The sequence below is a fragment of the Burkholderia sp. AU6039 genome, assembly GCF_002223365.1.
Classification (GTDB): Bacteria; Pseudomonadota; Gammaproteobacteria; order Burkholderiales; family Burkholderiaceae; genus Burkholderia.
In genome coordinates, this window is sequence record NZ_NKFK01000005.1 from 262,893 (window position 1) to 289,309 (window position 26,417).

Annotated in this window: 22 protein-coding genes; 16 read left to right on the forward strand and 6 right to left on the reverse strand. The window is 66.8% G+C overall.

Annotated elements, in window-relative coordinates; translation table 11 throughout:
* The first annotated feature begins 36 nt into the window (after nucleotides 1-36).
* The 6 genes from CFB39_RS18940 to CFB39_RS18965 are packed head-to-tail and all read left to right on the forward strand — an operon-like array spanning nucleotide 37 to nucleotide 8,261.
* Nucleotides 37-498, forward strand: a complete 462-nt coding sequence (locus CFB39_RS18940; protein WP_089473983.1) for a low molecular weight protein-tyrosine-phosphatase — start codon at nucleotides 37-39, stop codon at nucleotides 496-498.
* Nucleotides 495-2,720, forward strand: coding sequence for a polysaccharide biosynthesis tyrosine autokinase (locus CFB39_RS18945; RefSeq protein ID WP_179257703.1), 2,226 nt, complete (start codon nucleotides 495-497; stop codon nucleotides 2,718-2,720). Before CFB39_RS18940 ends, CFB39_RS18945 begins: the two co-directional genes overlap by 4 nt.
* Nucleotides 2,717-4,873 (forward strand): glycosyltransferase, encoded by a 2,157-nt coding sequence (locus CFB39_RS18950; RefSeq protein ID WP_089473985.1) that lies wholly within the window; start codon nucleotides 2,717-2,719, stop codon nucleotides 4,871-4,873. The genes CFB39_RS18945 and CFB39_RS18950 overlap by 4 nt, the downstream gene beginning before the upstream one ends.
* 31 nt (nucleotides 4,874-4,904) lie before the next feature.
* Nucleotides 4,905-5,948, forward strand: coding sequence for an EpsG family protein (locus CFB39_RS18955; RefSeq protein ID WP_144030278.1), 1,044 nt, complete (start codon nucleotides 4,905-4,907; stop codon nucleotides 5,946-5,948).
* A gap of 46 nt (nucleotides 5,949-5,994) precedes the next feature.
* Nucleotides 5,995-7,125 (forward strand): glycosyltransferase, encoded by a 1,131-nt coding sequence (locus tag CFB39_RS18960; protein ID WP_179257704.1) that lies wholly within the window; start codon nucleotides 5,995-5,997, stop codon nucleotides 7,123-7,125.
* Entirely contained in the window at nucleotides 7,122-8,261 is a 1,140-nt protein-coding gene (locus tag CFB39_RS18965; protein WP_179257705.1) for a polysaccharide pyruvyl transferase family protein, read from the forward strand. The genes CFB39_RS18960 and CFB39_RS18965 overlap by 4 nt, the downstream gene beginning before the upstream one ends.
* 76 nt (nucleotides 8,262-8,337) lie before the next feature.
* On the opposite strand, the gene CFB39_RS18970 is transcribed toward CFB39_RS18965, so the two are convergent.
* Nucleotides 8,338-9,354, reverse strand: a complete 1,017-nt coding sequence (locus CFB39_RS18970) for a 1-aminocyclopropane-1-carboxylate deaminase (protein ID WP_089473989.1) — start codon at nucleotides 9,352-9,354, stop codon at nucleotides 8,338-8,340.
* A 197-nt stretch (nucleotides 9,355-9,551) separates the two neighbouring features.
* Between CFB39_RS18970 and CFB39_RS18975 the strand changes: the two genes are divergently transcribed.
* From CFB39_RS18975 to CFB39_RS19005, 7 genes are all read left to right on the forward strand, one after another.
* Nucleotides 9,552-10,052 (forward strand): Lrp/AsnC family transcriptional regulator, encoded by a 501-nt coding sequence (locus CFB39_RS18975; protein ID WP_089473990.1) that lies wholly within the window; start codon nucleotides 9,552-9,554, stop codon nucleotides 10,050-10,052.
* Between the two features lie 244 nt (nucleotides 10,053-10,296).
* On the forward strand, nucleotides 10,297-12,018 hold the full coding sequence (gene poxB, locus CFB39_RS18980) for a ubiquinone-dependent pyruvate dehydrogenase (protein ID WP_089473991.1): 1,722 nt from the start codon (nucleotides 10,297-10,299) through the stop codon (nucleotides 12,016-12,018).
* Nucleotides 12,019-12,123: 105 nt separating this feature from the next.
* Nucleotides 12,124-12,564, forward strand: a complete 441-nt coding sequence (locus tag CFB39_RS18985) for a GNAT family N-acetyltransferase (protein WP_089473992.1) — start codon at nucleotides 12,124-12,126, stop codon at nucleotides 12,562-12,564.
* Nucleotides 12,565-12,906: 342 nt separating this feature from the next.
* The gene (locus CFB39_RS18990; RefSeq protein ID WP_089473993.1) at nucleotides 12,907-13,497 is read left to right on the forward strand and encodes a class I SAM-dependent methyltransferase; all 591 of its coding nucleotides are present in this window, start codon (nucleotides 12,907-12,909) and stop codon (nucleotides 13,495-13,497) included.
* Nucleotides 13,498-13,651: 154 nt separating this feature from the next.
* Nucleotides 13,652-15,085, forward strand: coding sequence for an alkaline phosphatase (locus CFB39_RS18995; RefSeq protein ID WP_089473994.1), 1,434 nt, complete (start codon nucleotides 13,652-13,654; stop codon nucleotides 15,083-15,085).
* Between the two features lie 32 nt (nucleotides 15,086-15,117).
* Nucleotides 15,118-16,509 carry an alkaline phosphatase gene (locus CFB39_RS19000; RefSeq protein ID WP_089473995.1) on the forward strand — a complete coding sequence of 464 codons (1,392 nt, stop codon included), beginning with the start codon at nucleotides 15,118-15,120 and terminating at the stop codon, nucleotides 16,507-16,509.
* A gap of 33 nt (nucleotides 16,510-16,542) precedes the next feature.
* The gene (locus CFB39_RS19005) at nucleotides 16,543-17,283 is read left to right on the forward strand and encodes a hypothetical protein (RefSeq protein ID WP_089473996.1); all 741 of its coding nucleotides are present in this window, start codon (nucleotides 16,543-16,545) and stop codon (nucleotides 17,281-17,283) included.
* 124 nt (nucleotides 17,284-17,407) lie between these two features.
* Here the strand turns inward: CFB39_RS19005 and CFB39_RS19010 are convergent, their stop codons facing one another.
* The 3 genes from CFB39_RS19010 to CFB39_RS19020 form a co-directional block, all read right to left on the reverse strand.
* Nucleotides 17,408-18,547, reverse strand: a complete 1,140-nt coding sequence (locus CFB39_RS19010) for an acyltransferase (protein WP_089473997.1) — start codon at nucleotides 18,545-18,547, stop codon at nucleotides 17,408-17,410.
* Nucleotides 18,544-19,353 carry an OXA-1043 family class D beta-lactamase gene (gene blaOXA / locus CFB39_RS19015; RefSeq protein ID WP_089473998.1) on the reverse strand — a complete coding sequence of 270 codons (810 nt, stop codon included), beginning with the start codon at nucleotides 19,351-19,353 and terminating at the stop codon, nucleotides 18,544-18,546. Before blaOXA ends, CFB39_RS19010 begins: the two co-directional genes overlap by 4 nt.
* A gap of 326 nt (nucleotides 19,354-19,679) precedes the next feature.
* Nucleotides 19,680-20,831, reverse strand: a complete 1,152-nt coding sequence (locus tag CFB39_RS19020) for a porin (protein ID WP_089473999.1) — start codon at nucleotides 20,829-20,831, stop codon at nucleotides 19,680-19,682.
* Nucleotides 20,832-21,400: 569 nt separating this feature from the next.
* Between CFB39_RS19020 and CFB39_RS19025 the strand changes: the two genes are divergently transcribed.
* The 3 genes from CFB39_RS19025 (at nucleotide 21,401) to CFB39_RS19035 (ending at nucleotide 24,309) form a co-directional block, all read left to right on the forward strand.
* Entirely contained in the window at nucleotides 21,401-22,438 is a 1,038-nt protein-coding gene (locus CFB39_RS19025; RefSeq protein ID WP_069250603.1) for an ABC transporter substrate-binding protein, read from the forward strand.
* Nucleotides 22,439-22,507: 69 nt separating this feature from the next.
* Nucleotides 22,508-23,473 carry a proline/glycine betaine ABC transporter permease gene (locus CFB39_RS19030; RefSeq protein ID WP_089474000.1) on the forward strand — a complete coding sequence of 322 codons (966 nt, stop codon included), beginning with the start codon at nucleotides 22,508-22,510 and terminating at the stop codon, nucleotides 23,471-23,473.
* A gap of 14 nt (nucleotides 23,474-23,487) precedes the next feature.
* A complete protein-coding gene (locus tag CFB39_RS19035) occupies nucleotides 23,488-24,309 on the forward strand; it encodes a glycine betaine/L-proline ABC transporter ATP-binding protein (protein ID WP_089474001.1) in 822 nt (273 codons plus the stop codon).
* A 153-nt stretch (nucleotides 24,310-24,462) separates the two neighbouring features.
* Here the strand turns inward: CFB39_RS19035 and CFB39_RS19040 are convergent, their stop codons facing one another.
* Nucleotides 24,463-25,395 carry an MBL fold metallo-hydrolase gene (locus CFB39_RS19040; RefSeq protein ID WP_089475598.1) on the reverse strand — a complete coding sequence of 311 codons (933 nt, stop codon included), beginning with the start codon at nucleotides 25,393-25,395 and terminating at the stop codon, nucleotides 24,463-24,465.
* Between the two features lie 373 nt (nucleotides 25,396-25,768).
* Complete coding sequence (locus CFB39_RS19045; RefSeq protein ID WP_179257706.1) at nucleotides 25,769-26,401, reverse strand: class I SAM-dependent methyltransferase; 633 nt, start codon at nucleotides 26,399-26,401, stop codon at nucleotides 25,769-25,771.
* Nucleotides 26,402-26,417: the final 16 nt, after the last annotated feature.

The following is a 26,417-nucleotide window of genomic DNA, read 5'->3' on the forward strand; positions in this document are numbered from 1 at the left end:
GCAAATTTCATGACATCTACTACGCATTCCTAATTCATGATCGCTCACGTTCTATTTGTCTGCACCGGCAATCTGTGCCGCAGCCCGATGGCCGCCGGCCTGTTCGCCCGCTTGCTGCCCGAGGTGGCGGTGACGTCGGCCGGCCTCGATGCGCCGGTCGGCCATCCGGCCGCGCCGGAAGCAGTCGCGGTGCTGCGATCGCATGGCATCGATCTGTCCGGCCATCGCGCGGTGCGCCTGTCGGACGCGATGTGCCGGGTCGCCGACCTGATTCTCGTGATGACCGTGGCACAACGCCGCGAGCTAGAAGCGCGTCATCCGTTCGCGCGCGGCAAGGTGTTTCTCGTCCGTGAGTTCGATCGTGTCGACGTGTTCGACCCCGTCGGCGAATCGCGCGAGCGCTTCGACGCGTGCTACGCGTTGCTCGCGTCCGGCCTGGCCGACTGGATCGCCCATCTCGGCTATGCGGGCCGACGCCGTGCGGGAGGATGGCAATGACGAGGGCCACTGCACCGGAAGTCGGGTTCGATTTCGCCGCGTTGCTCGATACGTTCCTGATGCATCGCCGGACGATGGCGGCAGTCTTCGCGTCGGTCACGATCGCGGGTGTCGGCTGGGCCGTGCTGTCGGCACCGGTTTATCAGGCCGACATTCTCGTTCAGGTCGAGGATAGCAGCACGGATTCGATGGCGCGTTCGGCGTTCGGCGACCTGTCGTCGATGTTCGGCATCAAGACCTCCGCCGAGACGGAAAAGCGCGTGCTCGGATCCCGCTTCGTCGTCGCGCGTGCCGTCGACCGGCAGCGTCTGTTCATCGATGCGCGACCGATGCGTTTCCCGGTGGTCGGCGATGCGCTGGCGAGAATGATGGCGGATGGAGCGTCGTCGGGCGGGGCCGGATGGGGCGGCTATGCGTGGGGTGACGCGCATGTTGCGATCGACCTGTTCGACGTGCCGTCCCGGTTCGAAGGCAACCGGTACGACCTCGTCGTGCTGCCGGGAGGACGTTATGCGCTGTCGGGGCCGGGGCTCGAAGGGCAAGTGACCGGCGAGGTCGGGCAGCACATGCGATTCGGCGGCGCGAGCGGGCCGATCGCATTGAAGATCGATGCGATTGAAGGAGCCCCCGGCACGCGCTTCGAGCTTGTCCGGCATGCGCGGCTCGACGCGATCGTGCGCTTGCAGGACGCGTTGAGCGTGGCTGAGGCGGGCAAGGATTCGAACGTGCTGAGTGTCAGGCTGAGGGGCGCGGACGCACGCCGGATCACGGCGACGCTCAACGAAATCGCCGGGTTCTACGTCGAGCAGAATGCCGCGCGCAAGGCCGCCGAGGCTGCGCGATCGCTCGATTTTCTCGAACGCCAGCTTCCGGAACTGCGGCGCACGCTCGACGATTCCGAGGCGCGGCTCGCGGCTTTGCGCAGCAAGCTGGGATCGGTCGACGTCGCGGGCGATGCGCAGGCGATCCTGCAGGCAGCGGCCGACAACGAGACGCAGCGCGTGCAGTTGCGCCAGAAGCGTGCCGAACTGTTGAGCCGCTTCACGGCGGAACATGAATCCGTCGTGTCGCTCGACCAGCAGATCGCCGTGCTCGGCGCGCAAGCAAATGAAATCGGCACCCGGATCGCGCAACTGCCGAAGCGGCAAGGCGAGCTCGTGCGGCTCGAGCGCGACGTGAAGGTGAATAGCCAGCTCTACGTCGGCCTGCTCGACAACATCGAGCAGCTGAAGCTGCTGCGGGCGAGCCGGATCGGCAACGTCCGCGTGCTGGACCTGGCCGAGGAACCGCAGCGACCGATCCGCTTCCGGCGGGTACTCGGCATCGCGGGCGCCTGCCTGTTGGGCGCGCTGCTCGCGATGGCGGCTGCCTACGTGCGCGGGCTGCTGTGCCGGGCACCTTCCGATCCGGCGGAACTCGAGGACGCAACCGGCTTGCGGGTAGTGGCCGCCGTGCCGCGCGTGAGTGGGAGACGCGGCTGGCGCGCCGCTCGCGGCATCGACTTGCGGCCACTCGCAAGCCGCGATCCCGACGATCCGGCGATCGAGGCATTGCGCAGCCTTCGGGTCACCTTGCAGTTTGCGATGCGCAGGTCGGGCAACAACGTCGTGCTGGTCACGGGGCCCACGCCTGGCGTCGGCAAGTCGTTCGTGTCGGCCAATCTCGCGCTGGTGACCGCGGCGGTTGGCCAGCGCGTGCTGCTCGTCGACGGCGACTTGCGGCGCGGCCGGCTCGACGCGATGTTCGGCGCCGCGCAGGCCAGTTTTGCCGACGTGCTCGCGGGCGATTCGCCGGTCGATGACGCGATTCGTGCGACGGATCATTCCAATCTCGACTTCATGGCGTCCGGCGTAGGCCGGCGCAATGCAGCCGACCTGCTCAATGCCGGGACGCTGCCGGCCGTCATGGCCGAACTGGCGGGCCGCTATGACGTCGTCGTGATCGACAGCCCGCCGCTGCTGCTGGTGACCGACGCGACGCTGCTGGCGCCGTTTGCCGCCGGCAATGTGTACGTGGTCGCCCGCGCCGGGCGTACCGAGCGTGGCGAATTGCAGGAGGCAGCACGTCGCTTGCGCCACGTCGGTGTCGAGGTGAACGGCGTGATCCATAACGGCATTGATCCGCATGCCGGCCGGTTCCGCTACGGCATGAAATACGCGACCTATCGGTATGGTGCCTCGAAGGGCCGCGATGCAGAGACCGTGCAGGAGGTTCGGTCATGAGCGGCGCAGCGCGACGGGATGCGACGGCGCTCGCGCTGCTCGTGCTGAGCGCGGGCGGTGCGGCGATGCTGGCATTCGCGGTGCAGGCCGTGCTCGCGCGCACATGGGATGTCGAAACGTACGGTCACTTCTCGACGGCCCTGGCCGTCGTGACGATTGCCGCGCCGGCGATCGGGTTCGGCGTGCCGGCATTCTGGCTGCGCGCATACGGGATGGAAGGTGCGCGCGCCGCCCGCTGGGTACCTGCATCGCTGCGTTTCATCTGCATCACTGCGGCCATGACCACGGCAGCGGTCGCTGCGTGGGCGTGCATTGGCGTTCACGAAAGCGGCACGGCAAACCTGTTGCTGTGGATGCTGCCGGCCTTGCTCGGCCAGAGTGCAATCGAGCTGTGCGGCGCGCGATATCAGCTCGAAGGCCGGTTTGCATGGGTGAGCGCATGGCAGCTCGTCCAGCATGCGGTAAGGCTCGGCGTCGCGCTGCTGGCCGGCTGGCTGCATGCGGGCGCGATGCCCGTCGCTATCGCTTTCGGCGCGATTGCCCTCTGCATGGCGTTCGGCGCGTGGCGATCGATTCGCGTGCTGCGCAACGAGCGGGCCGTGCTCGACGGACACGGTGGCGGGACGGAGACGAGCGCGCCGGTCGAACCGGCACCCGGTGTCGCACAGATTGCGCGGCAGGCATTTCCGTTCGGCATCGCGAGCCTGTTGTATTTCGCCTATGCGCAGGGCGGCCTGATTGTCGCGGCTGTCGTGCTCGGGCCACGCGACGTGAGCGCGTACAACGTCGTTGTCACGACGATGGCCGCGGTCTACCTGCTGCCCGCCGTGCTGTTCCAGAAACTGCTGATGCCACGCCTGCACCGTTGGGCGGCGATGGACCCGGCGCGCCTGCGGCATGCGTTTCGTGCTGGCAATCGCTGGATGGCGCTGGCCGGCGTGGCAGTGGGCGCGGTGCTCGCCGTGCTGGCGCCCGTCGTCGTTCCGCTCGCATTCGGTGAGCGCTATCGCGACGTCGTCCCGCTCGTGCAATGGATGGCGCTTTGCGCACCGCTTCGGTTCGTGACGACCAGTGCATCGTCGGTGATGACCACGCGCGATTTCATCGCGATTCGGAATCGGTGTGCGTTCGCCGCGCTCGTCGTCAACATCGGGCTCGGTGCGTGCCTGATGCCGGTCTGGGGATTGGCCGGTGCCGTGGCTGCGGCGATCGCGGGCGAGGCGCTCTGGTGTGTGCTGGCGCTAGCGGCGGGACGGCGTTGCCTGGCTTTTGCGCAGTCGCCGTACGTCCCGACCGGATCCGTTGGGACGCCGGTCGGGACGTGCGGCGCGTCGCCCGAATCTGCACGGCCGCCGGTCGCGCCGGTCAGCGTGATCGTGCCGTGCCATCGCAGCGTCGCGACGCTCGAGCGGGCCGTGGCGTCGGTCCACGCGCAGACGTGGCGGCCCGCCGAGCTGATCCTGGTTGACGATGCGAGCCCCGACGACACGCTTGCCTGTATCGACAGCCTGCGTTCGAAATACGGCGACGAATGGGTTCGCGTGATCGCGCTGCCGCGCAACGGCGGTCCGGGTGTTGCACGCAATATCGGCTGGCGTTTCGCGACGCAGCGTTTTGTCGCGTTCCTCGATGCCGACGATACGTGGCATCCCGACAAGACCGCGCGCCAGTGCGGCTGGATGGATGCTTGTCCGGAAGCGGCGATCACGGGCCATCCGGTGCAGCAGCTCGATGAGGGCGCAGCGCTGCCTGCCGATCGTGCGGCGTATCGCGCGCCCGTGCGGGTATCGCGCCGAGACGTCCTGTTCTCGAACCGCTTCACGCCATCGAGCGTGATGGTGCGCGCCGATATCGCGGCCCGTTTCGACGAGCGCAAGCGTCACGCCGAAGACTATTTCATGCTGCTGCAGCTCGTGCTGGTCGAGCGCGGTGGCGCCTATCTGTTCGATATGCCGCTGTCGCATGTCTATAAGGCGCAATTTGGCGCAGGCGGCCTGAGCGGCCAGCTGTGGAAGATCCAGCAGGGCGAGCAGCACAACTATCGACACTTCCGCCGAGTCGGCGCGATCGGTGTCGGTGAGTGGTGTGTCTATGCGGTGCTGAGCTTCGCGAAGTACCTGAGGCGATGCGCGTTGTCGGGCAGGTTCGTATGACTTGGCGCATGTTGTCGAAGCGGAGCGTTCGATGATCCACTATCTCGTTCCGCTTGCGATCTTCTATTTCGGCATTGCACTGTGCGCGACCTATGGCGGTACGAGCCGGACGGTGCTGCTGGCCGCCGCATTGCCGATGGTCGCGCTCGTCGCGCTGCGCGGGCACGCCGGTACCGACACCGCAGCTTACTACACCGCCTTTTCCGGACTGGAAGCGGGCGTCGGCTACGGATCAGAGCCGATCTTCCTGGCACTGACCGGGTTGCTCTGGTCCATCTGGCCCGATCCTCGGTTTGTCGTCAACGGCGTCTCGCTGCTGATTGCGTTGACCATGCTTTGGGCGCTCGGAGGCGCACGATACGGCGCGTGGTTTGGTGGTCTGCTGATCGTGCCGGGCATGTTCTACGAACTGTCAATGAACGTGATGCGGTTCGGGCTCGCGGCCGCGCTTTTCCTGCTCGCGACGCGCATACCGGCACACGCTCGGCCTTGGCGCTATGTCGCCTTCACCCTGCTGGGCACAGGCACGCATTACTCGTCGATCCTGCTCTTCGTCCTGTTTCCCGCGGTAACGCGCCGCGGGCAGGGCCCGGTGCTGATGTTCGGCGTTCTGTGTGCATTCGTGGCTGCACTCGCGATGCCGGCCTATCTCGGCGACAAGACCGATCTGTATGCGGGGATGACTGCACCGAATGCGTCATCGGGCCTGCTGTTCGTGCTGTTGCAGACGGCAATGCTTGCCACGCTATGGCGCTTTCGCGCCGAGTTCACCGTGCCCAGAACGGGTTTCTGGCTGCTGGTCGGGCTGGAAGTGGCGTTCTACGGACTCACGCGGCTCAGCTATGCGGGTATCCGCTTCCAGTTGCTGCTCACATTCCTGATGGCCGTGGTGATGTTGCGTCAGTACCGGCCCGCGAACGGCCGCATGTCGCAGGCACTTGCCACGTGCCTTCTCCTCATCGGGCTCGTCGCGCTGGCGGGCCGATCCAACAACATGCTCGACGAAGCCGGACGCGGCGCATCTCCGTTTTTGCCGTATCGCGTGATGCCGGCACTCGAAGCGATCTACCCATAAACAGAAGAGCTGACCAATGAAATCCTCTCCCAGAAGAATCGTGCACATGACGGAGGCGCTCGGCGGTGGCGTGCTCCATTGCATTGCGCTTCTCGCAAACGCACAGGCCGCGTCCGGCGATCAGGTGATCGTCGTGCATTCGGTCCGACCGGATACGCCGTCGTCCGATGTGCTCGATACGTGGTTCGATTCCCGGGTCGAGCGTCGCGTGCTGCCGATGTCGACCTCGATCGGCCCCCGCGACGTGCTCGCGCTGCTTCGGGTCGCAATTTGCCTGAGGCGCTTGCGTGCCGACGTGATCCACCTTCATTCGTCGAAGGCCGGAGCGCTTGGCCGAATGGCTGCACGTCTGCTTGGTAGTGCAAATCGAACCCTGTACTCGCCGCATGGGTTCGCGTTTCTGCGGCGAGACATTTCGAGCCGGCGGGTGCGGCTGCTGATCGGGATCGAGCGGATCCTGCACGCCATCGGCGGTCCACTGGTTGCGTGCTCGCGCAGCGAGGCGCGTTACGCAGCGATGCTGTTGTCGCGCAAGCGCGTTCACGTCGTCGACAATGCGATTGACCTGAGCCGCTTCGGCGAAGCAGGCGACGTTCCCGAGCGCCGCACCGCCGTAGTCTGCACGTCCGGCCGCGTCGCTTTTCAGAAGGCGCCCTGGAGATTCGCACAGCTTGCTAAATCGCTCGCCGGCCGGCATGACGTGCGATGCACGTGGCTTGGAGACGGCGCTGCCGATCAGGTTCGCCGGTGGCTTGCCGATGCTCCTGTCGAGCAGTCTGGCTGGATTGCGCCGGATGCGATGCGCGATGCGCTGGCGCGCAGCGATGTGTATGTCCTGCCGTCGCTGTGGGAGGGCATGCCGATCGCGTTGATCGAGGCGCAAGCGATGGGGTTGCCAGCCGTGGCGAGCCGCATCGTCGGCAATCGGGACATCGTCGAACATGGCGTGACCGGGTTCCTTGTCGACAACGATGACGAATTGCTGCATTACACGGAACTGCTGTTGCAGGACGCCGCATTGCGGCGGCGTATGGGCGAAGCGGCTCGCGCACGCACGTTCTTGCGCTTTGGCGCGGCACGGTTCGTGCGGGGATTCGACGCACTCTACGACGCCGCGGGTGGGCGCCGCGCGTCGCGTGCGCCGTTGCGTCGGGGATGGCGCGAGGAAACGCCATGAGCGAAACGTCGCAATTCACGCAAATGGACACGCGAGTTCCTGCGACACGGCGGCGTGCGGTGCGGATCGCATTCTTCGGTTTTTACGGACGCCGCAATTTCGGTGACGACCTGTTCGGCTATGTGTTGCAACGGATGGCCGAGCGCGCGGGCGGCGTACAACCGATGCTCGTCGGCGCACCGGTTCAGCCCGAACTAAGCGCGGCATGGCGATGGAGTTCGTTTTCGCGCTACTTCGGGCACGGTGGCCTGATCGGAACGATTGCGCGCTTCGCGACGTATTGTGCGGCCATGGTGCGGGCAGATGTCGCGGCATTCGGCGGCGGCTCGTTGTTCGGCGCGCATGCGTCGCTGGCATTCGCGCGCCTGATCGTCTTCGGAGGAGCGCTGTTGCGCAAGCCGGTCGCTGCGCTTGGTGTCTCGCTGGGGCCGTTCGAAGACAGCGGGCGGCGCCGGCAGTTTCTCGACCTCGCGGCGCGGCTCGACGCGCTTGCAGTGCGCGACGCGGCATCGCTGAAGGAACTACGCGATTCCGTGGTCAGGCATCCTGCGGTGCTGCTTGGCGACCTTGCGTTCGCGTTGCCGGCGCTCTACCGGCCTTCGTGCGTCGGCGAGTCGCGCACGCTGATCGTTGCCGTGCATCTGATAGGGTATGTCGAGCATGCGGTGGCTATCTTGCGCGACGCTGATCGGAGCGGTCGTTTCGACCGTGTGCGCTTCGTCGCGCTGGATGATGACAGTGCGCGGGTGGCCGACGCGATACGCCAGCGCTACACGCCGCAGACGATGCAATTCGATGACGTCCGCTTTGCCGATTCGATCGAGTCGATCATCGACGTCCTTGCATCGGCGTCGTGCATCGTGACATCAAAGTTGCATGGGGCGATTTCGGGGCACGTTTACGGCGTACCGGTATTGCTGTTCTGCTATCAGCGCAAATGCGCGGATTTTCTGGACGACCGTCGATTGCCGGGGCCGCGCGATCCAATGCCGGCCCCGGATGATTGCGTGGCTGCGGTTCATGCGCTGATGGGGGCGTCGAGCGATGGCGTCGGCGAAGCGTGTTATCGGCGTGCGGAGCGGTACCGTCGCGTATTTACCGGTTTCATTCGTACCGTGGCTGGGTTGAACGACTGACGATGCGTCGGGTTTCCCGAGGTCGGCAGAGGCATGATTTGCCCCTGCCGATCCGGCATCGCTCCTCCGGTGCCCGTCACCCGTTCCGGAAAATCTCGCTATACGCGCTCAACGCCGGCACGCCGCCGAGATGCGCATACAGCACCTTCGACCCCGGCTCGAATTCCCCACGCCGTACCTTGTCGATCATCCCGTGCATCGACTTCCCTTCGTATACCGGATCAGTCAACATGCCCTCTAGCCGCGCACACAGTCGAATCGCCTCGAGCGTGCCATCGTTCGGCAGCCCGTATTCGGGGCCGGCGTAGCGCGTGTCGAGCACCACGTCCGCTTCAGTGATCGGCCGGCCCAGATCGACGAGTTCGGCGGTGTGCCGCGCGATACGCGTGATCTGCTCGTGCGTGCGCTCGGGCGTGGCCGACGCGTCGATCCCGATCACGCGGTCGGCGCGCCCGTCGGCCGCGAAGCCGACAACCATCCCCGCCTGCGTGCTGCCCGTCACCGAGCACACGACGATGTAGTCGAACTTGAAGCCGAGTTGCGCCTCCTGCGCCCGCACTTCTTCCGCGAAGCCGACGAAGCCGAGCCCGCCGAGCGGGTGCTCCGAGCAGCCGGCCGGAATCGGGTAAGGCTTGCCGCCCGCCTGTCGCACGCGCTCCATCGCTTCTTCCCAGCTGCGGCGGATGCCGATGTCGAAGCCGTCGGACACGAGCCGCACGTCCGCGCCCATCATGCGCGACAGCTGGATGTTGCCGACCCGGTCGTACACCGGATCTTCATAGTTGACCCAGTGCTCCTGCACGAGCACGCATTTCATCCCGAGATGCGCGGCGACGGCTGCGACCTGGCGCGTCTGGTTCGACTGCACGCCGCCGATCGACACGAGCGTATCCGCGCCCTGCGCGAGCACATCCGGGACGAGGTATTCGAGCTTGCGTGTCTTGTTGCCGCCGAACGCGAGGCCGCTGTTGCAGTCCTCGCGCTTTGCATACAGCTCGACCTTGCCGCCGAGGTGTTCGCTCAGGCGCTTGAGCGGCTGGATCGGTGTCGGGCCGAACGTGAGCGGATAACGGGGGAAACGTTGCAGGTTCATCGGCGGGCTCCGGAAAGCGGTGGACAGGGCGGGAAACGGAATCGTGCGGGCGCGGCCGGGAGGCCGTGTTCCGACCAGAAAAATGTTAGGCAGAAGCGCGAGAAATGAGCTTGCGAAATCAATTGCGACGGCCTACGTTATCGACGATATGAGAACGCGATAAGCAATTTCGATTCGTGAAGAAGGAGGATGACGCAATGAAATTAGATCGAGACAGCGCATCGCCCGCTGACATCGCTCCGGCGCTCGACCGGATCGACCGCGCGATCCTTCGCCAACTGCAGCAGGACGCGTCGATCTCCAACGTGAGCCTCGCGGCGAAGGTGAAGCTGAGCGCGCCGGCGTGCCTGCGGCGCGTCGAGCGGTTGAAGGAAATGGGGCTGATCCGCGGCATCGTCGCGCTGCTCGACCCGAAGCCGCTCGGTGCGGGGATGCTGGTCGTGATCGGTTTCGTGCTGGATCGCTCGACGCCCGAAGCGTTCGCCGCGTTCGAGAAGGCCGCGCAGAAAGTGTCGGGGTGCGTCGAGTGTCACGTCGTGACCGGCGAATTCGACTACTTCATGCTGGTGCGCACACGAGACAACGACAGCTTCAACCGGCTGCACGCCGAACAGCTGCTGTATCTGCCGGGGGTGCGGCAGGTGCGCTCGTTCATGGTGCTCAAGGAGATTCTGTCGACGCATGCGCTGCCGTTGTAGGCACGCGTGTTCCACGAATGCGCGCTGGACTGGCGCCTGGCATCCCCGTCGGCTCGTCCATTTGCCGACGAAACGGCGACAGTCGCCCGACACCGCCGAAAGGGACCGAACGACCCGCGCGCCGGCGCGTCGCACCTTCACGACGCGGTGCGAAGCGATCGCGTATGCTCGTCGCGTTCGGTGGCGAAGGCGGGCACCGCAGCCGATTCATTCGTGTGACGACCCATCAACGAGCGAGGACAGCATGGCAAAACAGACGATGGCGGAATATCTGGCGAAGACGCTGGCGGCAGCCGGCGTCGAGCGCATCTGGGGCGTGACGGGCGACAGCCTGAACGGCCTGTCGTTCAGCCTGAGCCAGATCGGCTCGATCCGCTGGATGCATACGCGGCACGAGGAAAGCGCCGCGTTCGCGGCCGGCGCTGATGCCGCGTCGACCGGGCGGCTCGCGGTGTGCGCGGGCAGCTGCGGCCCCGGCAACCTGCACCTGATCAACGGGCTGTACGACTGCCACCGCAATCACCAGCCGGTGCTCGCGATCGCCGCGCACATTCCGTCGACCGAGATCGGCCTCGGCTACTTCCAGGAAACCCATCCGCAGGAGCTGTTCCGCGAATGCAGCCACTTCGCGGAGCTCGTGACGAACGCGTCGCAGTTCCCGCGCGTGCTCGCCCGCGCGATGCGCACCGCGATCGACGAGCGCGGCGTTGCCGTGATCGTGCTGCCGGGCGACATCGCGCTCGGCGACGGCCCGGAAGAGGCGCCGGCGTGGAGCGAAGCGGCGCCGCCGTCGATCCTGCCGGCCGATGCCGATCTCGACCGGCTCGCGGCGCTGCTCAATGCGTCCGACGCGGTCACGCTGCTGTGCGGTAGCGGCACGCAAGGCGCGCACGACGAGGTGGTCGCGCTGGCCGACACGCTCGGCGCGCCGGTCGTGCATGCGCTGCGCGGCAAGCAGTTCGTCGAATGGGATAACCCGTTCGACGTCGGGATGACGGGGCTGATCGGCTTCAGCTCGGGCTATCACGCGATGGAATCGTGCGACACGCTGCTGATGCTCGGCACGGATTTCCCGTACCGGCCGTTCTATCCGTCGAACGCGAAGATTGCGCAGATCGACTGGAAGGGCTCGCAACTCGGCCATCGCGCGCCGCTCGCGCTCGGCCTCGTCGGCACCGTGAAGGAAACGATCGCGGCGCTGCTGCCGCGCTTGACGCGCAAGACGCAGCGGCGTTTCCTCGAGAACGCGCTGAAGCACTACGCGGCGGCGCGCAAGGGGCTCGACGATCTCGCGGTGGCCGAGCCGCCGGGCCGCGCGATTCACCCGCAATACCTGACGAAGATCGTCGACGAAGTCGCGGCGGAAGACGCGATCTTCACGGCCGACGTCGGCACGCCGACGCTGTGGGCCGCGCGCTACCTGACGATGAACGGCAAGCGGCAACTACACGGCTCATTCAATCACGGCTCGATGGCGAATGCGATGCCGCAGGCGCTCGGCGCGCAGGGTGCGCATCCGGGGCGGCAGGTGGTGTCGTTGTCGGGCGACGGCGGGCTGTCGATGCTGCTCGGCGATCTGCTGACCGCACGCCAGCTCAAGCTGCCGATCAAGATCGTCGTGTACAACAACAGCCTGCTCGGCTTCGTGTCGATGGAGCTGAAGGCGGCCGGCTATCTCGACACGAACGTCGACCTGAGCCCGACCGACTTCGCGGCGATCGCGAAGGGCGCGGGCATCTTCAGCGTGCGCGTCGAACATTCGGAGAACGTCGAGGAAGCGCTGCGCATGGCGTTCGCGCATGACGGGCCGGCGGTCGTCGACGTGGTCACGTCGAAGTACGAGCTCGCGATGCCGCCGAAGATCGAACTCGCGCATGCGAAGGGCTTCAGCCTGTTCATGCTGCGCGCGATCCTCAGCGGTCGCGGCGACGAGATCGTCGAGCTGGCGAGAACCAACCTGCGGTAATGCGGTGCCGCGCGCGATGCAGCGGGCAGCGCGCGCGGCGTAACGCATCGATGAACGTGCCGGGGTACGTTCGTCGGTGCGCTACGCGTTGAACAACACAAGAACATGGCAATCGAGATTCGCGCCTACGAGGCATCCGACCTGCACACGCTGTCGGCCATCTGGTTCGACGCATCGCTGCTCGCGCATCCGTTTCTCGGCGAGGCGCGGCTGCGCGAGCAGCGCACGCTGATCGAAGCGGTATATCTACCCGAGGCGGAAACCTGGGTCGCGTGCCGGGCCGGTGAACCGGTCGGCTTCATCGGTCTGCTCGATGGTTCAATCGGCGGATTGTTCGTCGCGCCGGCGTTGCACGGCCACGGGATCGGCCGCGCGCTGGTCGAGCATGCGCTCGCGCTCAAGGGCACGCTCGATCTGGAGGTGTATGCCGACAATCGCGATGCCCGCGCGTTCTATGCACGGCTCGGCTTCGACGAAATTTCGCGGCGCGACGAGGACGACGAAGGCCTGCCGTTCGCGAACATCCTGATGCGCGCGACGCGCTGAGCGAACGGGCATGCTGACGGTCGACGATCTCGCCGCGATCGATACCGCACTGCAGCAGAGCAGAATCGTCGGCGCTCGCTGTCCCGCGCATTTCCAGCCGCGCATCGACCGCTGAACGGACACACGCCGGCCGATCTGGCGCGAATTGATCAGCGGAATCAGGGACAATCTTCACGTCGTCTTAAGTTTGCGTTTCCTAGAATCGATTTGAACGTCGCGCTTCCTGCGACGGACCGCTTCGTCCAGGAGGATGCGCATGCCCAACCCCCGTGTCGCCGTAGCCCTGTTCCACGAAGCCATCGGCACGTCGCGGCCGACGGTGCAACCGCTGGAGGCCTGCGCATGATGTGGCCGAACGCGTGGCGTGTCTCGGCACTGTTCGTGCGCGAGTGGGTCGGCCGTCCGGCCGCGGTGGGCGCGTTGTGCCCGAGTTCGCGGCAGCTGGCGCGCGAAATGGCCGATGCGGTGCCGGACGGCGACGGGCTGGTCGTCGAACTCGGCGGCGGCACCGGCGCGATCACGGCGGCGTTGCTCGAACGCGGTGTCGCGCCGCGGCGGCTCGTCGTGGTCGAGCGATCGCCGGCGTTCGTCCAGCATCTGCGGCGACGCTTTCCGGGCATCACGATCGTGTCGGGCGATGCGCGGCAGCTCGAGCGGCTGCTGCCGACCGATGCACGCGTCGACGCGATCGTGTCGTGCCTGCCGCTGCGCACGCTGCCGCGCCAGGACGTGGCGGCCATCATCGACCAGTGCCATCGCGTGCTGTCGGCCGACGGTGTGATGATCCAGTTCACGTACGACCTGCGGCCGCCCGGCCGTCATCCGCTCGGCGACTCGGCATTTGTTGCCTGCGACAGCCGAATCGTGTGGGCAAACATACCGCCCGCGCGCATCGTGACCGTGCGCAGCGTCGCCGCCGAACACGCGGAATGACGTCGCCTCACAAGGGGCGCTCGATCGTGGCGCCTCGCTCTCGCCTTTCATAAATCCTTCTAATCCTTCCAATTTCCATTCATATTGCCGTCACATCAGGTTCCTACCATCGCCTTTCATTTCGAAAGCATCAATGGCGGGGGGAGCGGGCAACATGAATCGAATCAAACTGGCGGCGCTGCTGTGCGCGGGCGCCTTTGCACTGGCCGGATGCGGCAGCGACGACGGCCCGACCAGCACGGCGCCCGGCCCCGTGCAGGCGGCCGCGCGCAACGTGATCTTTTTCCTCGGCGACGGCATGGGGATCACGACGCTGACGGCCGCGCGCATCTACGCGGTCGGTGAAGACGGCGCGCTCACGATCGACACGCTGCCCGAAACCGCGTTCGTGAAGACCTATTCCAACGATGCGCAGGTGACGGACAGCGCACCGTCGATGTCGGCGTACATGACCGGCGTCAAGACCAACAACGAAGTGATCTCGATGTCGCCCGACACGAAGGCGATCGAGCCGACCGCGAGCCTCACCGGCAACTGCGGCGCGAACAACGGCAAATCGGCTGCGACGCTGCTCGAGATCGCGAAGGCGCAGGGGCTGGCCACCGGTGTCGTGACGACCACGCGCGTCACGCACGCCACGCCCGCGGCGACGTATGCGCACGTGTGCCATCGCGACGCCGAGAACGACATCGCCGCGCAGCTCGTGCCGGGCGGTGCGGGCTACAACGGCGCGCTGGGCGACGGCGTCGACGTCGTGCTCGGCGGCGGCACGCAATTCTTCGTGCCGAAAGACGGCGGCGGCAAGCGCACCGACGGCCGCAACCTGGTCAACGAGCTGAAGGCGAAGGGCTATGCGGTCGCGCAGAACCGCGACGACCTGCTGGCCGCCGACGCGACGAAGGGCGGCAAGCTGGTCGGCCTGTTCGCGTCGAGCCACATGAGCTACGACCTCGATCGCGGTGCAACCAAGGAGCCGAGCCTCGCCGACATGGCGACGCGCGCGCTCGACGTGCTGCAGAAGAACCCGAACGGCTATTTCCTGATGGTCGAAGGCGGACGGATCGACCACGCGCTGCACGACACCAATGCGAAGCGCGCGCTGCAGGACACGGTCGCGTTCGACAACGCGATCAAGGCCACGATCGACAAGGTGCGCAAGACCGATCCCGACCTGAAGAACACGCTGATCGTCGTCACGGCCGATCACGATCACACGCTGGTGCTGAACGGCTATGCGGCGCGCACGGGCAAGACCGAGGCGGGCAAGCCCGGCGTGCTCGGCGTGCTGCGCAGCTACCAGAGCGGCGCGGTCGCGAAGGATGCGGACGGCGCGCCGTACACGATCATCGGCTTCGGCAACGGCGAGAACCGCGTGCAGGGCAGCCGCGCGGGCACCACGCTCACCGACGCGGTGACGGGCGCCGACGACTATCGCCAGGAGGCGGTCGTGCGCATGGACAAGGGCAGCGAGACGCACGGCGGCACCGATGTGTTCCTCGGGGCGATCGGCCGCGGCGCGGATGCGTTCCACGGCGTGATCGAGAACAACAAGGTCTTCGAGCTGGTGCGCAACGCGGTGCAGCTGTGAGCGCCGACCATACGGGTACAGGGGAATACAGGATGTCGACCATCAAGTGCATCGCGGCGGCGCTGGCCGTCGCGGGTTTCGCGTGCGGCGCGGCGCACGCCGCCGGCCAGGCGAAGAACGTGATTTTCTTTCTCGGCGACGGCATGGGGCCGACGACCGTGACGGCGAGCCGGATCTACAAGGTCGGTGAGTCGGGACAACTGACGATGGAGAAGCTGGCCCGCACCGCGCGCGTCAAGACCTTCTCGAACGACGCGCAGACGACCGACAGCGCACCGTCGATGGCCGCGTACATGACCGGCGTGAAGATGAACAACGAAGTGCTGTCGATGTCGTCGGACACGCGCGCGGTCGCGCCGGGCAGCGACGCCAACGGCAACAAGACCGTCAACAACTGCGCGCCGGGCAACGGCCAGCCGGTCGCGACACTGCTGGAACTCGCGAAGGCGCGCGGCAAGGCGGTGGGTGCGATCACGACGACCGAACTCACGCACGCGACGCCCGCCGCGACCTATTCGCACATCTGCCATCGCGACGCGCAGTACGACATCGCCGCGCAGGCGGCGCCGGGCGGGGCAGGCTACAACGCGGCGCTCGGCGACGGCGTCGACGTGCTGATGGGCGGCGGCCGCAACCACTGGACGCCGTTCGATCCGGTGGCGAACAAGCGCGGCCGCGCGGACGGGCGCAACCTGCTGGGCGAGATGAAGGCGAAGGGCTACACGGTCGTCGCGACCCGCGATCAGCTCGCGCAGGCCGGCAACGGCAAGCTGGTCGGTCTCTTCAGTTCGACGAGCCACCTCGAGTACGAACTCGACCGCGTCGCGGGCAAGGGCGAAGGGCCGACGCAGCCGAGCCTTGCCGAGATGACGTCGAAGGCGATCGACGTGCTGTCGAAGAATTCGAACGGCTATTTCCTGATGGTCGAGGGCGGCCGGATCGATCACGCGCTGCACGGCACCAACGCGAAGCGTGCGCTGGAGGACACGGCGGCGTTCGACGAAGCGATCCGCGTCGCGCTGTCGAAGGTCGACCTGTCGAACACGCTGATCGTCGTGACGGCCGACCACGACCACACGATGACGATCAACGGCTATTCGAAGCGCGGCAACCCGATTCTCGACATCAGCCGCAACTATCGCGACGGCCAGCCGAGCAAGGACGCCGACGGCAACACCTACACGACGCTCGTGTTCGGCAACGGCGCGAACCGGCCGAACGTGCGCGCGTCGGTCGATTCGGCCACCGCGACGAACGAGGCGTATCTGCAGGAAGTCGGTGTACGGATGGGCAGCGCGGGCTCGGAGACGCACGGCGGCGGCGACGTGATGCTGTTCGCCGATGGCGCGGACGCGAAGGCGTTCAAGGGCACGATCGACAACACGAAGGTGTTCGGTCTCGTGCGCTCGGCGTTCGGTTTCTGAATCCGTTGACTGCATGAGGAACGGGAACGCCCGATGAAACGTCAGCTTCTCTGCGTGCTCGCCTGCGGGTGGGTTGCGCTGCCAGCCGTTGCAGCGGCCGATCTCGACGCCGTGCTGCTGCACGAGAGCCGCACGGTGTCGGCCGACGGCGTGACGCGCACGACGATGTATCGCGAACGGATGGTGCGCCGTGACGGGCACGTGTGGGTCGAACGCGTGCTGCCCGTCGCGGCGGCGGGTGGTCACCGTAACGATCACGATCACGACCATGACCACGACGCGGGCGTTCGCGCCGGCATGCAGCCGGCCGCCGCCCACGCGGGCCACAAGCACTTCAACTTCCAGGCAGCCGCACGGCACGTGACGTACGACGGCAAGACGGCGCGCATCGAGTACGTGGACGCGGCGAACCGGACGGTCGTCAGCGTGCCGCCGGCCGAGTACGAAACCACGGGCTTCGACGGCTCGTGGGACAACGCGTACTACGTCACGCCGCCGTCGCAGTTGAAGCGGCTCGCGGCGGCGAAGCGCGGCGACGTACCCGGCACCCGCTGGTACGAGCAGGCGGTCGACACGCCCGGCGCGCGCGGCGTGAACCGGATCCTGTGGAGCGAGACGCTGCAGGCGCCGCTGTCGGTCGAGTACCGGAGCGCCGACGGCCGCGTGGTGCGCAAGCTGACGCTGACACCGGCGGCGGCCGCGCGGCGCGAGACGTTGCCGTGGCAGGCGCTCGCCAGCTATACGCGCAAGGAATACGCGGATTATCTCGACTGATCGACGAGGTCGACCGTCTGTACGCGGGGCTTGCGGTCAGGCCGGCCGGTATCGTCAAGCGATGCGGCCGGGCCCTGGCCGATTTTTTTCTCCCGGCGACCCGGCAGCGATGGCCGATGACACGCTAGAAGCGCGCGCCGTCCGGCACGCGCGTTGAAGGCCGCGACGCGACGCGCTTGATGAAACGGTCGAGCGGTGTCGCATAGCCGCGCGCGATCGCCGCGCTCAGTGCCGCCGACAACACCAGATATGCAATCAGCAACAGCAGCTTCGTGTCGCCGTGCGTGGCCGACGGCGGCCATACCGTGCGCAGCCCGCCGAGCACGATCAGGTGGAACAGGTACAGCTCGTAGCTCAGCTTGCCGGCCCGGCCCAGCGGTGCGAGCAGGCGGCCGTGCACGCGCTCGCCGTTGACGTGCGCGCCGATCAGCAGCACGGCCGTGCCGAGCGCCATCGCGGTGACGCCGGCGACATGGCTTTCAGCGATCGGCCACGCCAGATAAAGCGTGGCCATCGCCGCTGCGACGAGCCACTGCACGAGCGGCGCGGCCAGCCGCCGCCCGTTCACGCGCTCGGCCAGCAGCGCGGTGCAGCAGCCGATCGCGATCCCGTCGAACGACGCGAAGTACGCGTAGAGGAACCCGCCTTCATCACCGGCATGCGTGAAGCGGTACACGGGCCCGATCGCGGCGATGGCCACCCAGAACGCGACGAGCCGCGCATCGCGGCGCAACGCGATGCACAGCAGCGGAAACGACAGGTAGAACACCTCTTCGACCGACAGCGACCACAGCACGCCGAGCGCGTAGTTGACCCACCCGTACGCGCCGATCAGCACGTTCATCCAGAACGTCAGCGACGCGAGGTTCACGAGCCAGAACGACACGGCGATGCCCTCCGGCGCATGGTTCTGGAAGATCGGCACGCCGGCCGCCGCGAGGCCGTTGACGAGCGCGAGCAGCAGGACCAGGCACGGGACGATGCGCGCGAGTCGCGACACGTAGAACGCACGCACGTCGACCGCGCCGAGGCTGCCCCAGCGGCGGCGCGCATTCGACGTGATCAGGTAGCCGGAGATCACGAAGAACATCGTCACGCCGTAGTTGCCGTTGCGCGCGATCGCATGCACGGCATCCCAGCGGAATACGCGTGCGAGCGACGTGTCGCGCAGCGAGTAGGGGATATTGAAGTGATGCAGCAGGACGAGCACGATCGACACGCCGCGCAGCAGGTCGATCCGCGCGTTGCGCGGGCCGGTGCTCATTGCGGCCTGCCCGGTTCGGCGAGGGCCGGCAGCGTCGCCAGGAACGTATCGCGTGCGCGCAGGCCGGCGTTCGGCGTCTGCCGCTCGTCGTCCTGGATCAGGTACGCGAACGCGACCTTGCGCGGCCCCTTGGCCGCCCAGCCGACGAACCAGCCGTACGCGTGCGACGCATCGTACTTGCGCCCCGGCGATCCGGTGCCCGTCTTGCCATGCACGATCCAGCCGTCGGGCCGCGTGTCGATCAGCGTGATGCGCTCGGTCATGTCGTACGCGTGCGCGCTGACGGGCAGCGTCCGGTTCGCGATCTTGCGCATGAAGGCGACCTGCTCGAGCGGCGAGATGCGCAGCGACGCGTTGACCCATGCGCCCATCACACCGTTCAGTTCGCCCGCTGGACTGGTCGCGTCTTCGTTGCCGTAGCCGAAGGCGGTCGTGTACTGCTGGAAGCGCGCCTGCCCGAGCGCCTGCGTGACTTGCTGCGAGTACCAGAAGATCGACAGCTTCATCCAGCGCGCCGGGTCGGTCGGCTCGCGCCACGGTGCGCCGCCCCAATCGGGGTAGCCGGCGTGGAAGTCGAGCGTCGGGGTGTGTGCGTCCTTCAGGACGCCCGCATCGAAGCCCATCAGGCTGATGGCGACCTTGAACGTCGACGCCGGCGTCACGCGGGTCGCGCAGTCGCCTTGCTGCACGAGCATCTGGCCGGTGGCGGCGTCGGCGACGACGGTGCAGATCGGGCGGGCATCGGAAGTCGCGGCGGCCAGGAGGCCGGCGGCGAAGGTGAACAGCGCGCGGCGCCAGTGCTTCAAGTGACACTCCTCGGGGATGGGCGGCAAGCGCGCGGTGCGGGCGGATAGCGGCGGGCCGTGCGCAAGGAAGGCGGCGGCCGGCATCGGGGATCGTGGGGATGGCGGCCGTCGCGGAGGTCCACAGTGTATCGGCGGATGGTTGTTCGTTGACCTGTCACGGTTGACGGGACGAGCGGGCGCTTTTTGCCGATTCCGGCAACATCGGCGGGTCACGCGTGACGGCGCCCATGAAAAAACCCGCCGGCAGGCTTGCGCTTGCGGGCGGGCAAAGACACCTCGGGCAGACCCGCGCGGGTGTCGCGTGAAGAACGGAGAACCGCGTTACATCAGAACTTGTGGCGCAGCGCGACGCGCACGGCCACCTGGTTCGACGTCGACGACGGCGCGTCGGTACCGGGGATGAACGCGTTGTCGAGGATCGAGTTCGTCTTGTCGCCGGCGATGTGCTGGTACGCGGCCTGCACGTACACGTCGGTGCGCTTCGACAGGTTGTAGTCGGCCATCAGCCCGGCCGAATGGATCTTCGGCTTCGCGTTGCCGGTCGATGCGTCGTACTTCTCGAGCGACAGCACGTACTGCGCCCCGACCATGAACGCCGGCGTGATCTGGTACGAGCCGTTCACCTCGAAGTTCTGGTACTTGATCGCGCTGACCGTCGCGCCCGGGGCGATGATCGCGCCCGGCGTGCCGAGGTAGCCGTTGCCGGTCGGGTTCTTGTAGTTCGAGTTCGTGTACGCGAAGCCGACCGTCGCCTGGCCGAACGTGTAGTTGATGCCCGCGCCGAACACGCGCATGCGCTCGGCGATGTAGCTCGCGTCGTTCGCGGTGATCGCGCCGGCCGAGCCGTTGCCCGGATGGTTCGCCTGCAGGTACGCGGCGCCGATCAGCAGGCCGTTGTTCTGGTACTGCGCGCCGAAGCTGTACGCGCGGTTGTCCGAGAAGCTCGTGCTGTTGCTGAAGCTGTATGCGCCGCCGAACTGGAAGCCGCCGAAGTTCGGGCTCGCGTACTTCACCGTGTTGTCGAGGCGGAACGAGTTGTCGGTGTTGTCGTTGTCGAACGGGTGCGCGAGCAGGTAGCCGCCCCAGTTGCCGTTGGCCGTGGTCGGCGCGAGATAGTCGACGACGGAGTCGTACTGGCGGCCGAACGTCAGCGTGCCGTACTGCGCCTGGCTCAGGCCGACGTAGGCCTGGCGGCCGAACATGCGGCCGCCCTGGTTGAGCCGGCCGCTGTTCACGTCGAAGCCGTTTTCGAGCTGGAAGATCGCCTTCATGCCGCCGCCGAGATCCTCGCTGCCCTTCAGGCCCCAGCGGCTGCCCTGCGCGTAGCCGCTCGCCATCTCGTAGACGTGGCCGGTGCCGACGTTGTTCGTGTAGTTCAGGCCTTCGTCGATCACGCCGTACAGCGTGACGCTGCTTTGCGCGAACACGGGGGCCGCGAAGGTTGCCGTTACGGCGAGCGCCGTCAGGGTCTTTTTCATTGAGATCTCCGGGATATCCAGCTGGTATCGGTTGTCGTGAGCGCGCCCGGCGTGGCGCGCCCCGTCATCCGGGGCGACCCGATGCAGCGCGCGCGGCGCCGGGTCGCGCATGGCGCGGCGGCGCGGCAACCGGGAGCGTCGGGTCGTGTCTCCTCCGATGACACCGCGCATTCTTCCCAAGCCGGCAAGGAACCGAAAGCGAGTAATTTCGATGGATGGGATCGGGTTCGCCAATGGGGTCGCGACAGGCCGTTTCGACAGTCGAAACGGGGCGTGGCGTGCCGCGCTGCAACGCCGGCCGCGCAACGGCCGAACGCGGGGGCGGCGCGGCCCGCGCCGGGTCTTGAACGGGCTCGGAAAATCGGCCGCGAGGCCCGTCCGGCGGGCCTGACAGCGCATCCGAAGATCGATCGACGCCGCCGATTGCAATCATCGGAATTACTCGTTTCCCTAAACAAATTGGCGGCGGAAACATGCAGGCTGACCGGACGTGGATACGTTCACGCTTCGCCGGTCGCCGCGCATGCCGCGACGCACAAACAACAGATTCGATTTGGAGACGACCCACCATGCAGATTCGACGACTGAAGACGGTCCTTCTCGCCGCCGCGGCGATCCTGTCCGCGCCTGCCGCCCACGCGGCCGGCGGCGCGTGCACCGACGGCAAGACGGTCCATTTCGCGGGCATCACGTGGGAAAGCGGGTCGTTCGCGACCGAAGTGCTGCGGCAGATCATGGAGAAGGGCTACGGCTGCAAGACGGACGTCGTGCCGGGCAGCACGGCCGCCACCGAAACGGCGCTCGCGCGCAACGACCTGCAGATCTGGGCCGAGCAGTGGACGGGCCGCAGCGAGATCACCGCGAAGGCCGTCTCGTCGGGCGCCGTGAAGCTGATCGGCGACACGCTGCCGGGCGGCACGACGGAAGGCTGGTTCGTGCCCGACTACGTGGTGAAGGGCGATCCGGCGCGCAACATCAAGCCGGTCGCGCCGGGGCTCGTGTCGGTCGACGATCTGCCGAAGTACAAGCAGGTGTTCGCCGACGAGGAGGAGCCGGACAAGGGCCGCTTCCTGAACTGCCCGACTGGCTGGGACTGCGAGCGCGTGAACACGCGCCTCTTGCGCGTGCTGAAGCTCGACCAGTCGTACACGAACTTCCACCCGGGCACCGGCGCGGCGCTCGACGCGGCGATCGCGTCCGCGTACCAGCGCGGCGCGCCGATCGTGTTCTATTACTGGGGCCCGGCCGCGCTGATGGCGAAATACAAGTTCACCGCGCTGAAGATGCCGGCCTATAACGAAGCCTGCTGGAAGACGTTGCGCGACGAGAGCAGCACGCACCAGTGCGCGTCGTCGTACATGGTGTCGCGGCTGACGGTCGGCGTGTCGAAGCCGTTCGCCGATGCGAACCCCGATCTCGTCGGCGTGTTCGGCAAGGTGCGTTTCCCGATGGACTTCCTGAACCAGACGATCCTCGAGATGACCACGAAGAAGATCGACGGCGCGGCGATGGCCACGCAGTTCCTGAAGACCCGCCAGGACATGTGGAAGCAGTGGGTGCCGGCCGACGTCGCGCAGAAGATCGCCGGCAGCCTGAAGGGCGCGTAACCTGCGCGCGGCGGCGGGCCCGCGCCCGCCGCCGCCGTCACGCGCCTTCGCGGCGCGACGGAGAATCAAATGAACGGCTTCTTTCTGCACCTGTCGATCGCCGACTGGGTGAACGGCGCGCTCGAGACGTTCGTCGCGCAATACGGCGACGGCTTCCATCACTTCAGCGTACTGGTGCTGCGCTACCTGCTCGTGCCGCTCGAAGGCGCGCTGCGCGTGGCGCCGCCGTGGCTCGTGCTGCTGGTCGTCGGCGCGATCGCGTGGAACGCGACGCGCCGCATCGGCCTCGGCGCGCTCTTCATGCTGCTGCTTTACGCGATCGGCTGCTTCGGCCTGTGGGACAAGCTGATGCAGACGCTCGCGCTGATGCTCGTCGCGACGGTGCTGTCGGTCGCGATCGGCGTGCCGGTCGGCATCCTCGCGTCGCGCAGCGCGTGGCTGCGGCGGATGCTGCTGCCGGTGCTCGACGTGATGCAGACATTGCCGAGCTTCGTGTACCTGATCCCGGTGCTGATGCTGTTCGGCCTCGGCAAGGTGCCCGCGATCCTCGCGACGATCATCTATGCGCTGCCGCCGCTGATCCGCCTGACCGATCTCGGCATCCGCCAGGTCGATCCGGACGTGACGGAAGCCGCGCGCGCATTCGGCACGACGCGCTGGCAATTGCTCGTCAACGTGCAGTTGCCGCTCGCGCGGCCGAGCATCATGGCCGGCATCAACCAGACGACGATGATGGCGCTGTCGATGGTCGTGATCGCGTCGATGATCGGCTCGCGCGGGCTCGGCGAGGACGTGCTCGCGGGCATCCAGACGCTCGACGTCGGCAAGGGGACGCAGGCGGGCCTCGCGATCGTGATTCTCGCGATCGTGATCGACCGGATCAGCCAGGGCTTCGGCCAGGAGCGTCGCGCCCGGCGGCGGCTCGCGCAGCAGCGCCGGCAGAAGGGCGCGTCGCGCGTGCCGTACCGGCTGCCGCGCAAGGCGCAGTCGACGGGCGTCGATTCGAATCAGGCGACGCAGTCGTCGCGGGCATAGGAACGGAGACAGACATGGCGACCATCGACGTCAAACACGTGTACAAGCTGTTCGGGCCGCAGGCCGCGCATGCGCGCGTGCTCGACCTGCTGCGCTCGGGCAGGCGCAAGGCCGAGGTGCTGGCCGAAACGGGCTGCAACGTCGGGCTCAACGACGTGAGCCTCGGCATCGAGTCGGGCGAGATCTTCGTGATCATGGGGCTGTCGGGTTCCGGGAAATCGACGCTCGTGCGGCACTTCAACCGGCTGATCGAGCCGACGGCCGGCGAGATCGTGATCGACGGCCGCGACGTGATCAAGCTCGACGCGCACGGGTTGCGCGAGCTGCGCCGCTTCAAGGTCAGCATGGTGTTCCAGAACTTCGGGCTGCTGCCGCACCAGACCGTGCTCGACAACGCCGCGTATGCGCTGCGCACGCGCGGCGAGAAGCGGCACGATGCGGCCGAGGCCGCGCGCAACTGGCTGACGAAGGTCGGGCTCGACGGCTATGGCGATCACTATCCGGACGAGCTGTCGGGCGGGATGCGGCAGCGCGTCGGGCTCGCGCGCGCGCTGGCGGCCGATACCGACGTGTTGCTGATGGACGAGGCGTTTTCCGCGCTTGATCCGTTGATTCGTACCGAGATGCAGGATCAGTTGCTCGAACTGCAGGCGACGCTCGCGAAGACGATCGTGTTCATCACGCACGATCTGGACGAAGCGCTGCGCATCGGCGACCGGATCGCGATTCTGCGTGACGGCACGCTCGTGCAGGTCGGGACGCCGGACGATATCCTGTCGCGGCCGGCGGATGATTATGTGAGGCGGTTCGTGGAGAAGCGTACGAGCGTGAATTGACTGGGGCATGAAGGACGGCACGCCGCGACAGGCGGCGTGCTTTTTTCCGGCGCCATGGCGACGACACGCGATCGCCCACGAAAAACCGCCGCGAGTCTCGTGGACACGCGGCGGTCTCGTCGCGATCGTCGAACACCGATCCGTGACCGGTAATCAGTAATCCCACAGAACCGGCACGAACCGGAATCCGTCGCCGTTCCTGGCGATATGGCCGATGGACGGAAACGCGACGTGCGCGGCGGCCAGCAGCGCGCCGGTCTCGGCGGCTTCATTGAACAGTGCGATACGCACGGCGGCAGCCGTTTCAGGATCGTGCTCGAAGCCGTTTTGCCACTCGGGATGATCGAAGTTGACTTCGAAGATCGCATCGCCCGCGAACGTCAGCTTCTCGCCGTTCGATGCGATGTCCACGACGCAGTGCCCGGGCGTGTGCCCGCCCGTCACGCGCGCCGACACGCCTGCGGCGACTTCCACGGTCTGGTCGAACTGGACGATGTTTTCGCCGTAGAGCGTCACGAACTTCTCGGCCGCCTTGCGCAGGGCCGGCGGCACCGTTTCCGGCATCACCGTCTTGCTGAAGTCCGGATTTTTCCAGAACGCCACTTCCGCGGCCGACACGTGAATGCGCACGTCCGGGCGCAGCTTGGCCTTGACGCCGTCGACATTCAGCCCGCCGACGTGATCCATGTGCATATGGGTAATCACGATATCGGTGAGCGCCGACAAATCGATGCCGGCCGATTCCAGACGCATCACCGACTTCCCGGCGCGCGTGAAGTATTCGAAGCCGTCGCCCACGCCGGAGTCGATCAGGATCAGGCGTTCGCCGCTGCGCACGAGCGCGATGTTCAGCGCCCAGTCGAACATGTCGCGTTGGAGGAAACGGCCGTCGAACCAGGCGTTGCGGTCCGCTTCGCTCACGTTGGTGGACATGGTGGAGGTCGGCAGCGGCAGAATGCCGTCGCTGATCAGCACGACGTCGACGTCACCCACGCGGACGGCGTAGCGGGACGGCACGAGTTCGCCTGAACCTTTCTTGCCGAGGTCGGAGATAACCGGCTGAACATTGCGGGTGGTTTCGCTCATCATCAATAGTCCTATTCATCAAGTGGGGTTAGTCGCACTGCAGGGTGCGTTTCACGAGCACGACCACGAATTTCGCGCGTTTCGCTTCGCTCGCCTTTCAACCGGGCGTGAGAAGGATTGTAGTCAGGGGGATGAAAGGCGGAAGCACCGGGAGCGCACACATCATGTTGTTCGACCGGCAACAATCGACGACGGGCGGGAAGCGACGGGCCAGGCGAGGGAAGGATGGGTCGACGCGCCGTTCAACGACCGCGACGCTTCCTGTCCGCAGACGGTTGCAGGGCGGCTGCACGCTGCGCCGGTGGTGATCGGGCCGGACGCGCATGCGCTTCGCCGGCGTGCGGCGAGCGTCGCCGGTTTCGACGTGCGGCCGCTACTTCGTGCCGAGCACGCAAGCGAGCGGATGCGACGGTATCCCGTTGCGATGGATGACAACCGACGCGAAGCCGGCTTCGGTCATGAGGCGAGCCAGTGTGTCGGGCCGGTACGCATCGTACGGCGCACGCTCGATGTCGCGTACGGTGAGCGCGGCGATGCCCCCGTTTCTGACGACGCGGCGCAATTCACCCAGGCCGAGCGCCGGGTCGCGCCAGAAGTAGATGCAGTTGATCGAGAAGACCTTGTCGAACGCGTCGTCCGCGAACGGAAGCGCGTCGACGGAGCCGAGCGAGAGCCGTACGCGGCCTTGCTCGATGAACGCGCGATTCAGCTGCCTGGCGGCGGCCAGCATGGTCGCGGAATGATCGACCCCGGCGATGCGGCAGGATGGGGCGGCTTCAGCGGCGAGCCTGATCGCATCGCCGGGGCCGAACCCGACTTCGAGTGCCCGCTCGCCGTCGCCGATCGCGAGCAGCGACAGCGTCCACACGTTGTCCGGCCGGTTGTGGCGGCGCATGATGCGGCCGACGATCCATCCGACGAGGCCGCGCGGCCGGCCGGGTTGCCCGAGATGAGTGGTCGTGGCGTTCTCCTTCCGGTTTGCCCGCGAGCAAACGGCGTGCCGCATGCGCGGCACCCGGGAA

What these genes read in the sequence shown, in the direction of transcription:
- CFB39_RS18940 (WP_089473983.1), top strand. Translation starts at nt 37, where the DNA reads ATGATCGCTCACGTTCTATTTGTCTGCACCGGCAATCTGTGCCGCAGC.
- CFB39_RS18945 (WP_179257703.1), top strand. Translation starts at nt 495, where the DNA reads ATGACGAGGGCCACTGCACCGGAAGTCGGGTTCGATTTCGCCGCGTTG.
- CFB39_RS18950 (WP_089473985.1), top strand. Translation starts at nt 2,717, where the DNA reads ATGAGCGGCGCAGCGCGACGGGATGCGACGGCGCTCGCGCTGCTCGTG.
- CFB39_RS18955 (WP_144030278.1), top strand. Translation starts at nt 4,905, where the DNA reads ATGATCCACTATCTCGTTCCGCTTGCGATCTTCTATTTCGGCATTGCA.
- CFB39_RS18960 (WP_179257704.1), top strand. Translation starts at nt 5,995, where the DNA reads ATGACGGAGGCGCTCGGCGGTGGCGTGCTCCATTGCATTGCGCTTCTC.
- CFB39_RS18965 (WP_179257705.1), top strand. Translation starts at nt 7,122, where the DNA reads ATGAGCGAAACGTCGCAATTCACGCAAATGGACACGCGAGTTCCTGCG.
- CFB39_RS18970 (WP_089473989.1), bottom strand. Translation starts at nt 9,354, where the DNA reads ATGAACCTGCAACGTTTCCCCCGTTATCCGCTCACGTTCGGCCCGACA.
- CFB39_RS18975 (WP_089473990.1), top strand. Translation starts at nt 9,552, where the DNA reads ATGAAATTAGATCGAGACAGCGCATCGCCCGCTGACATCGCTCCGGCG.
- poxB (WP_089473991.1), top strand. Translation starts at nt 10,297, where the DNA reads ATGGCAAAACAGACGATGGCGGAATATCTGGCGAAGACGCTGGCGGCA.
- CFB39_RS18985 (WP_089473992.1), top strand. Translation starts at nt 12,124, where the DNA reads ATGGCAATCGAGATTCGCGCCTACGAGGCATCCGACCTGCACACGCTG.
- CFB39_RS18990 (WP_089473993.1), top strand. Translation starts at nt 12,907, where the DNA reads ATGATGTGGCCGAACGCGTGGCGTGTCTCGGCACTGTTCGTGCGCGAG.
- CFB39_RS18995 (WP_089473994.1), top strand. Translation starts at nt 13,652, where the DNA reads ATGAATCGAATCAAACTGGCGGCGCTGCTGTGCGCGGGCGCCTTTGCA.
- CFB39_RS19000 (WP_089473995.1), top strand. Translation starts at nt 15,118, where the DNA reads ATGTCGACCATCAAGTGCATCGCGGCGGCGCTGGCCGTCGCGGGTTTC.
- CFB39_RS19005 (WP_089473996.1), top strand. Translation starts at nt 16,543, where the DNA reads ATGAAACGTCAGCTTCTCTGCGTGCTCGCCTGCGGGTGGGTTGCGCTG.
- CFB39_RS19010 (WP_089473997.1), bottom strand. Translation starts at nt 18,547, where the DNA reads ATGAGCACCGGCCCGCGCAACGCGCGGATCGACCTGCTGCGCGGCGTG.
- CFB39_RS19020 (WP_089473999.1), bottom strand. Translation starts at nt 20,831, where the DNA reads ATGAAAAAGACCCTGACGGCGCTCGCCGTAACGGCAACCTTCGCGGCC.
- CFB39_RS19025 (WP_069250603.1), top strand. Translation starts at nt 21,401, where the DNA reads ATGCAGATTCGACGACTGAAGACGGTCCTTCTCGCCGCCGCGGCGATC.
- CFB39_RS19030 (WP_089474000.1), top strand. Translation starts at nt 22,508, where the DNA reads ATGAACGGCTTCTTTCTGCACCTGTCGATCGCCGACTGGGTGAACGGC.
- CFB39_RS19035 (WP_089474001.1), top strand. Translation starts at nt 23,488, where the DNA reads ATGGCGACCATCGACGTCAAACACGTGTACAAGCTGTTCGGGCCGCAG.
- CFB39_RS19040 (WP_089475598.1), bottom strand. Translation starts at nt 25,395, where the DNA reads ATGAGCGAAACCACCCGCAATGTTCAGCCGGTTATCTCCGACCTCGGC.
- CFB39_RS19045 (WP_179257706.1), bottom strand. Translation starts at nt 26,401, where the DNA reads ATGCGGCACGCCGTTTGCTCGCGGGCAAACCGGAAGGAGAACGCCACG.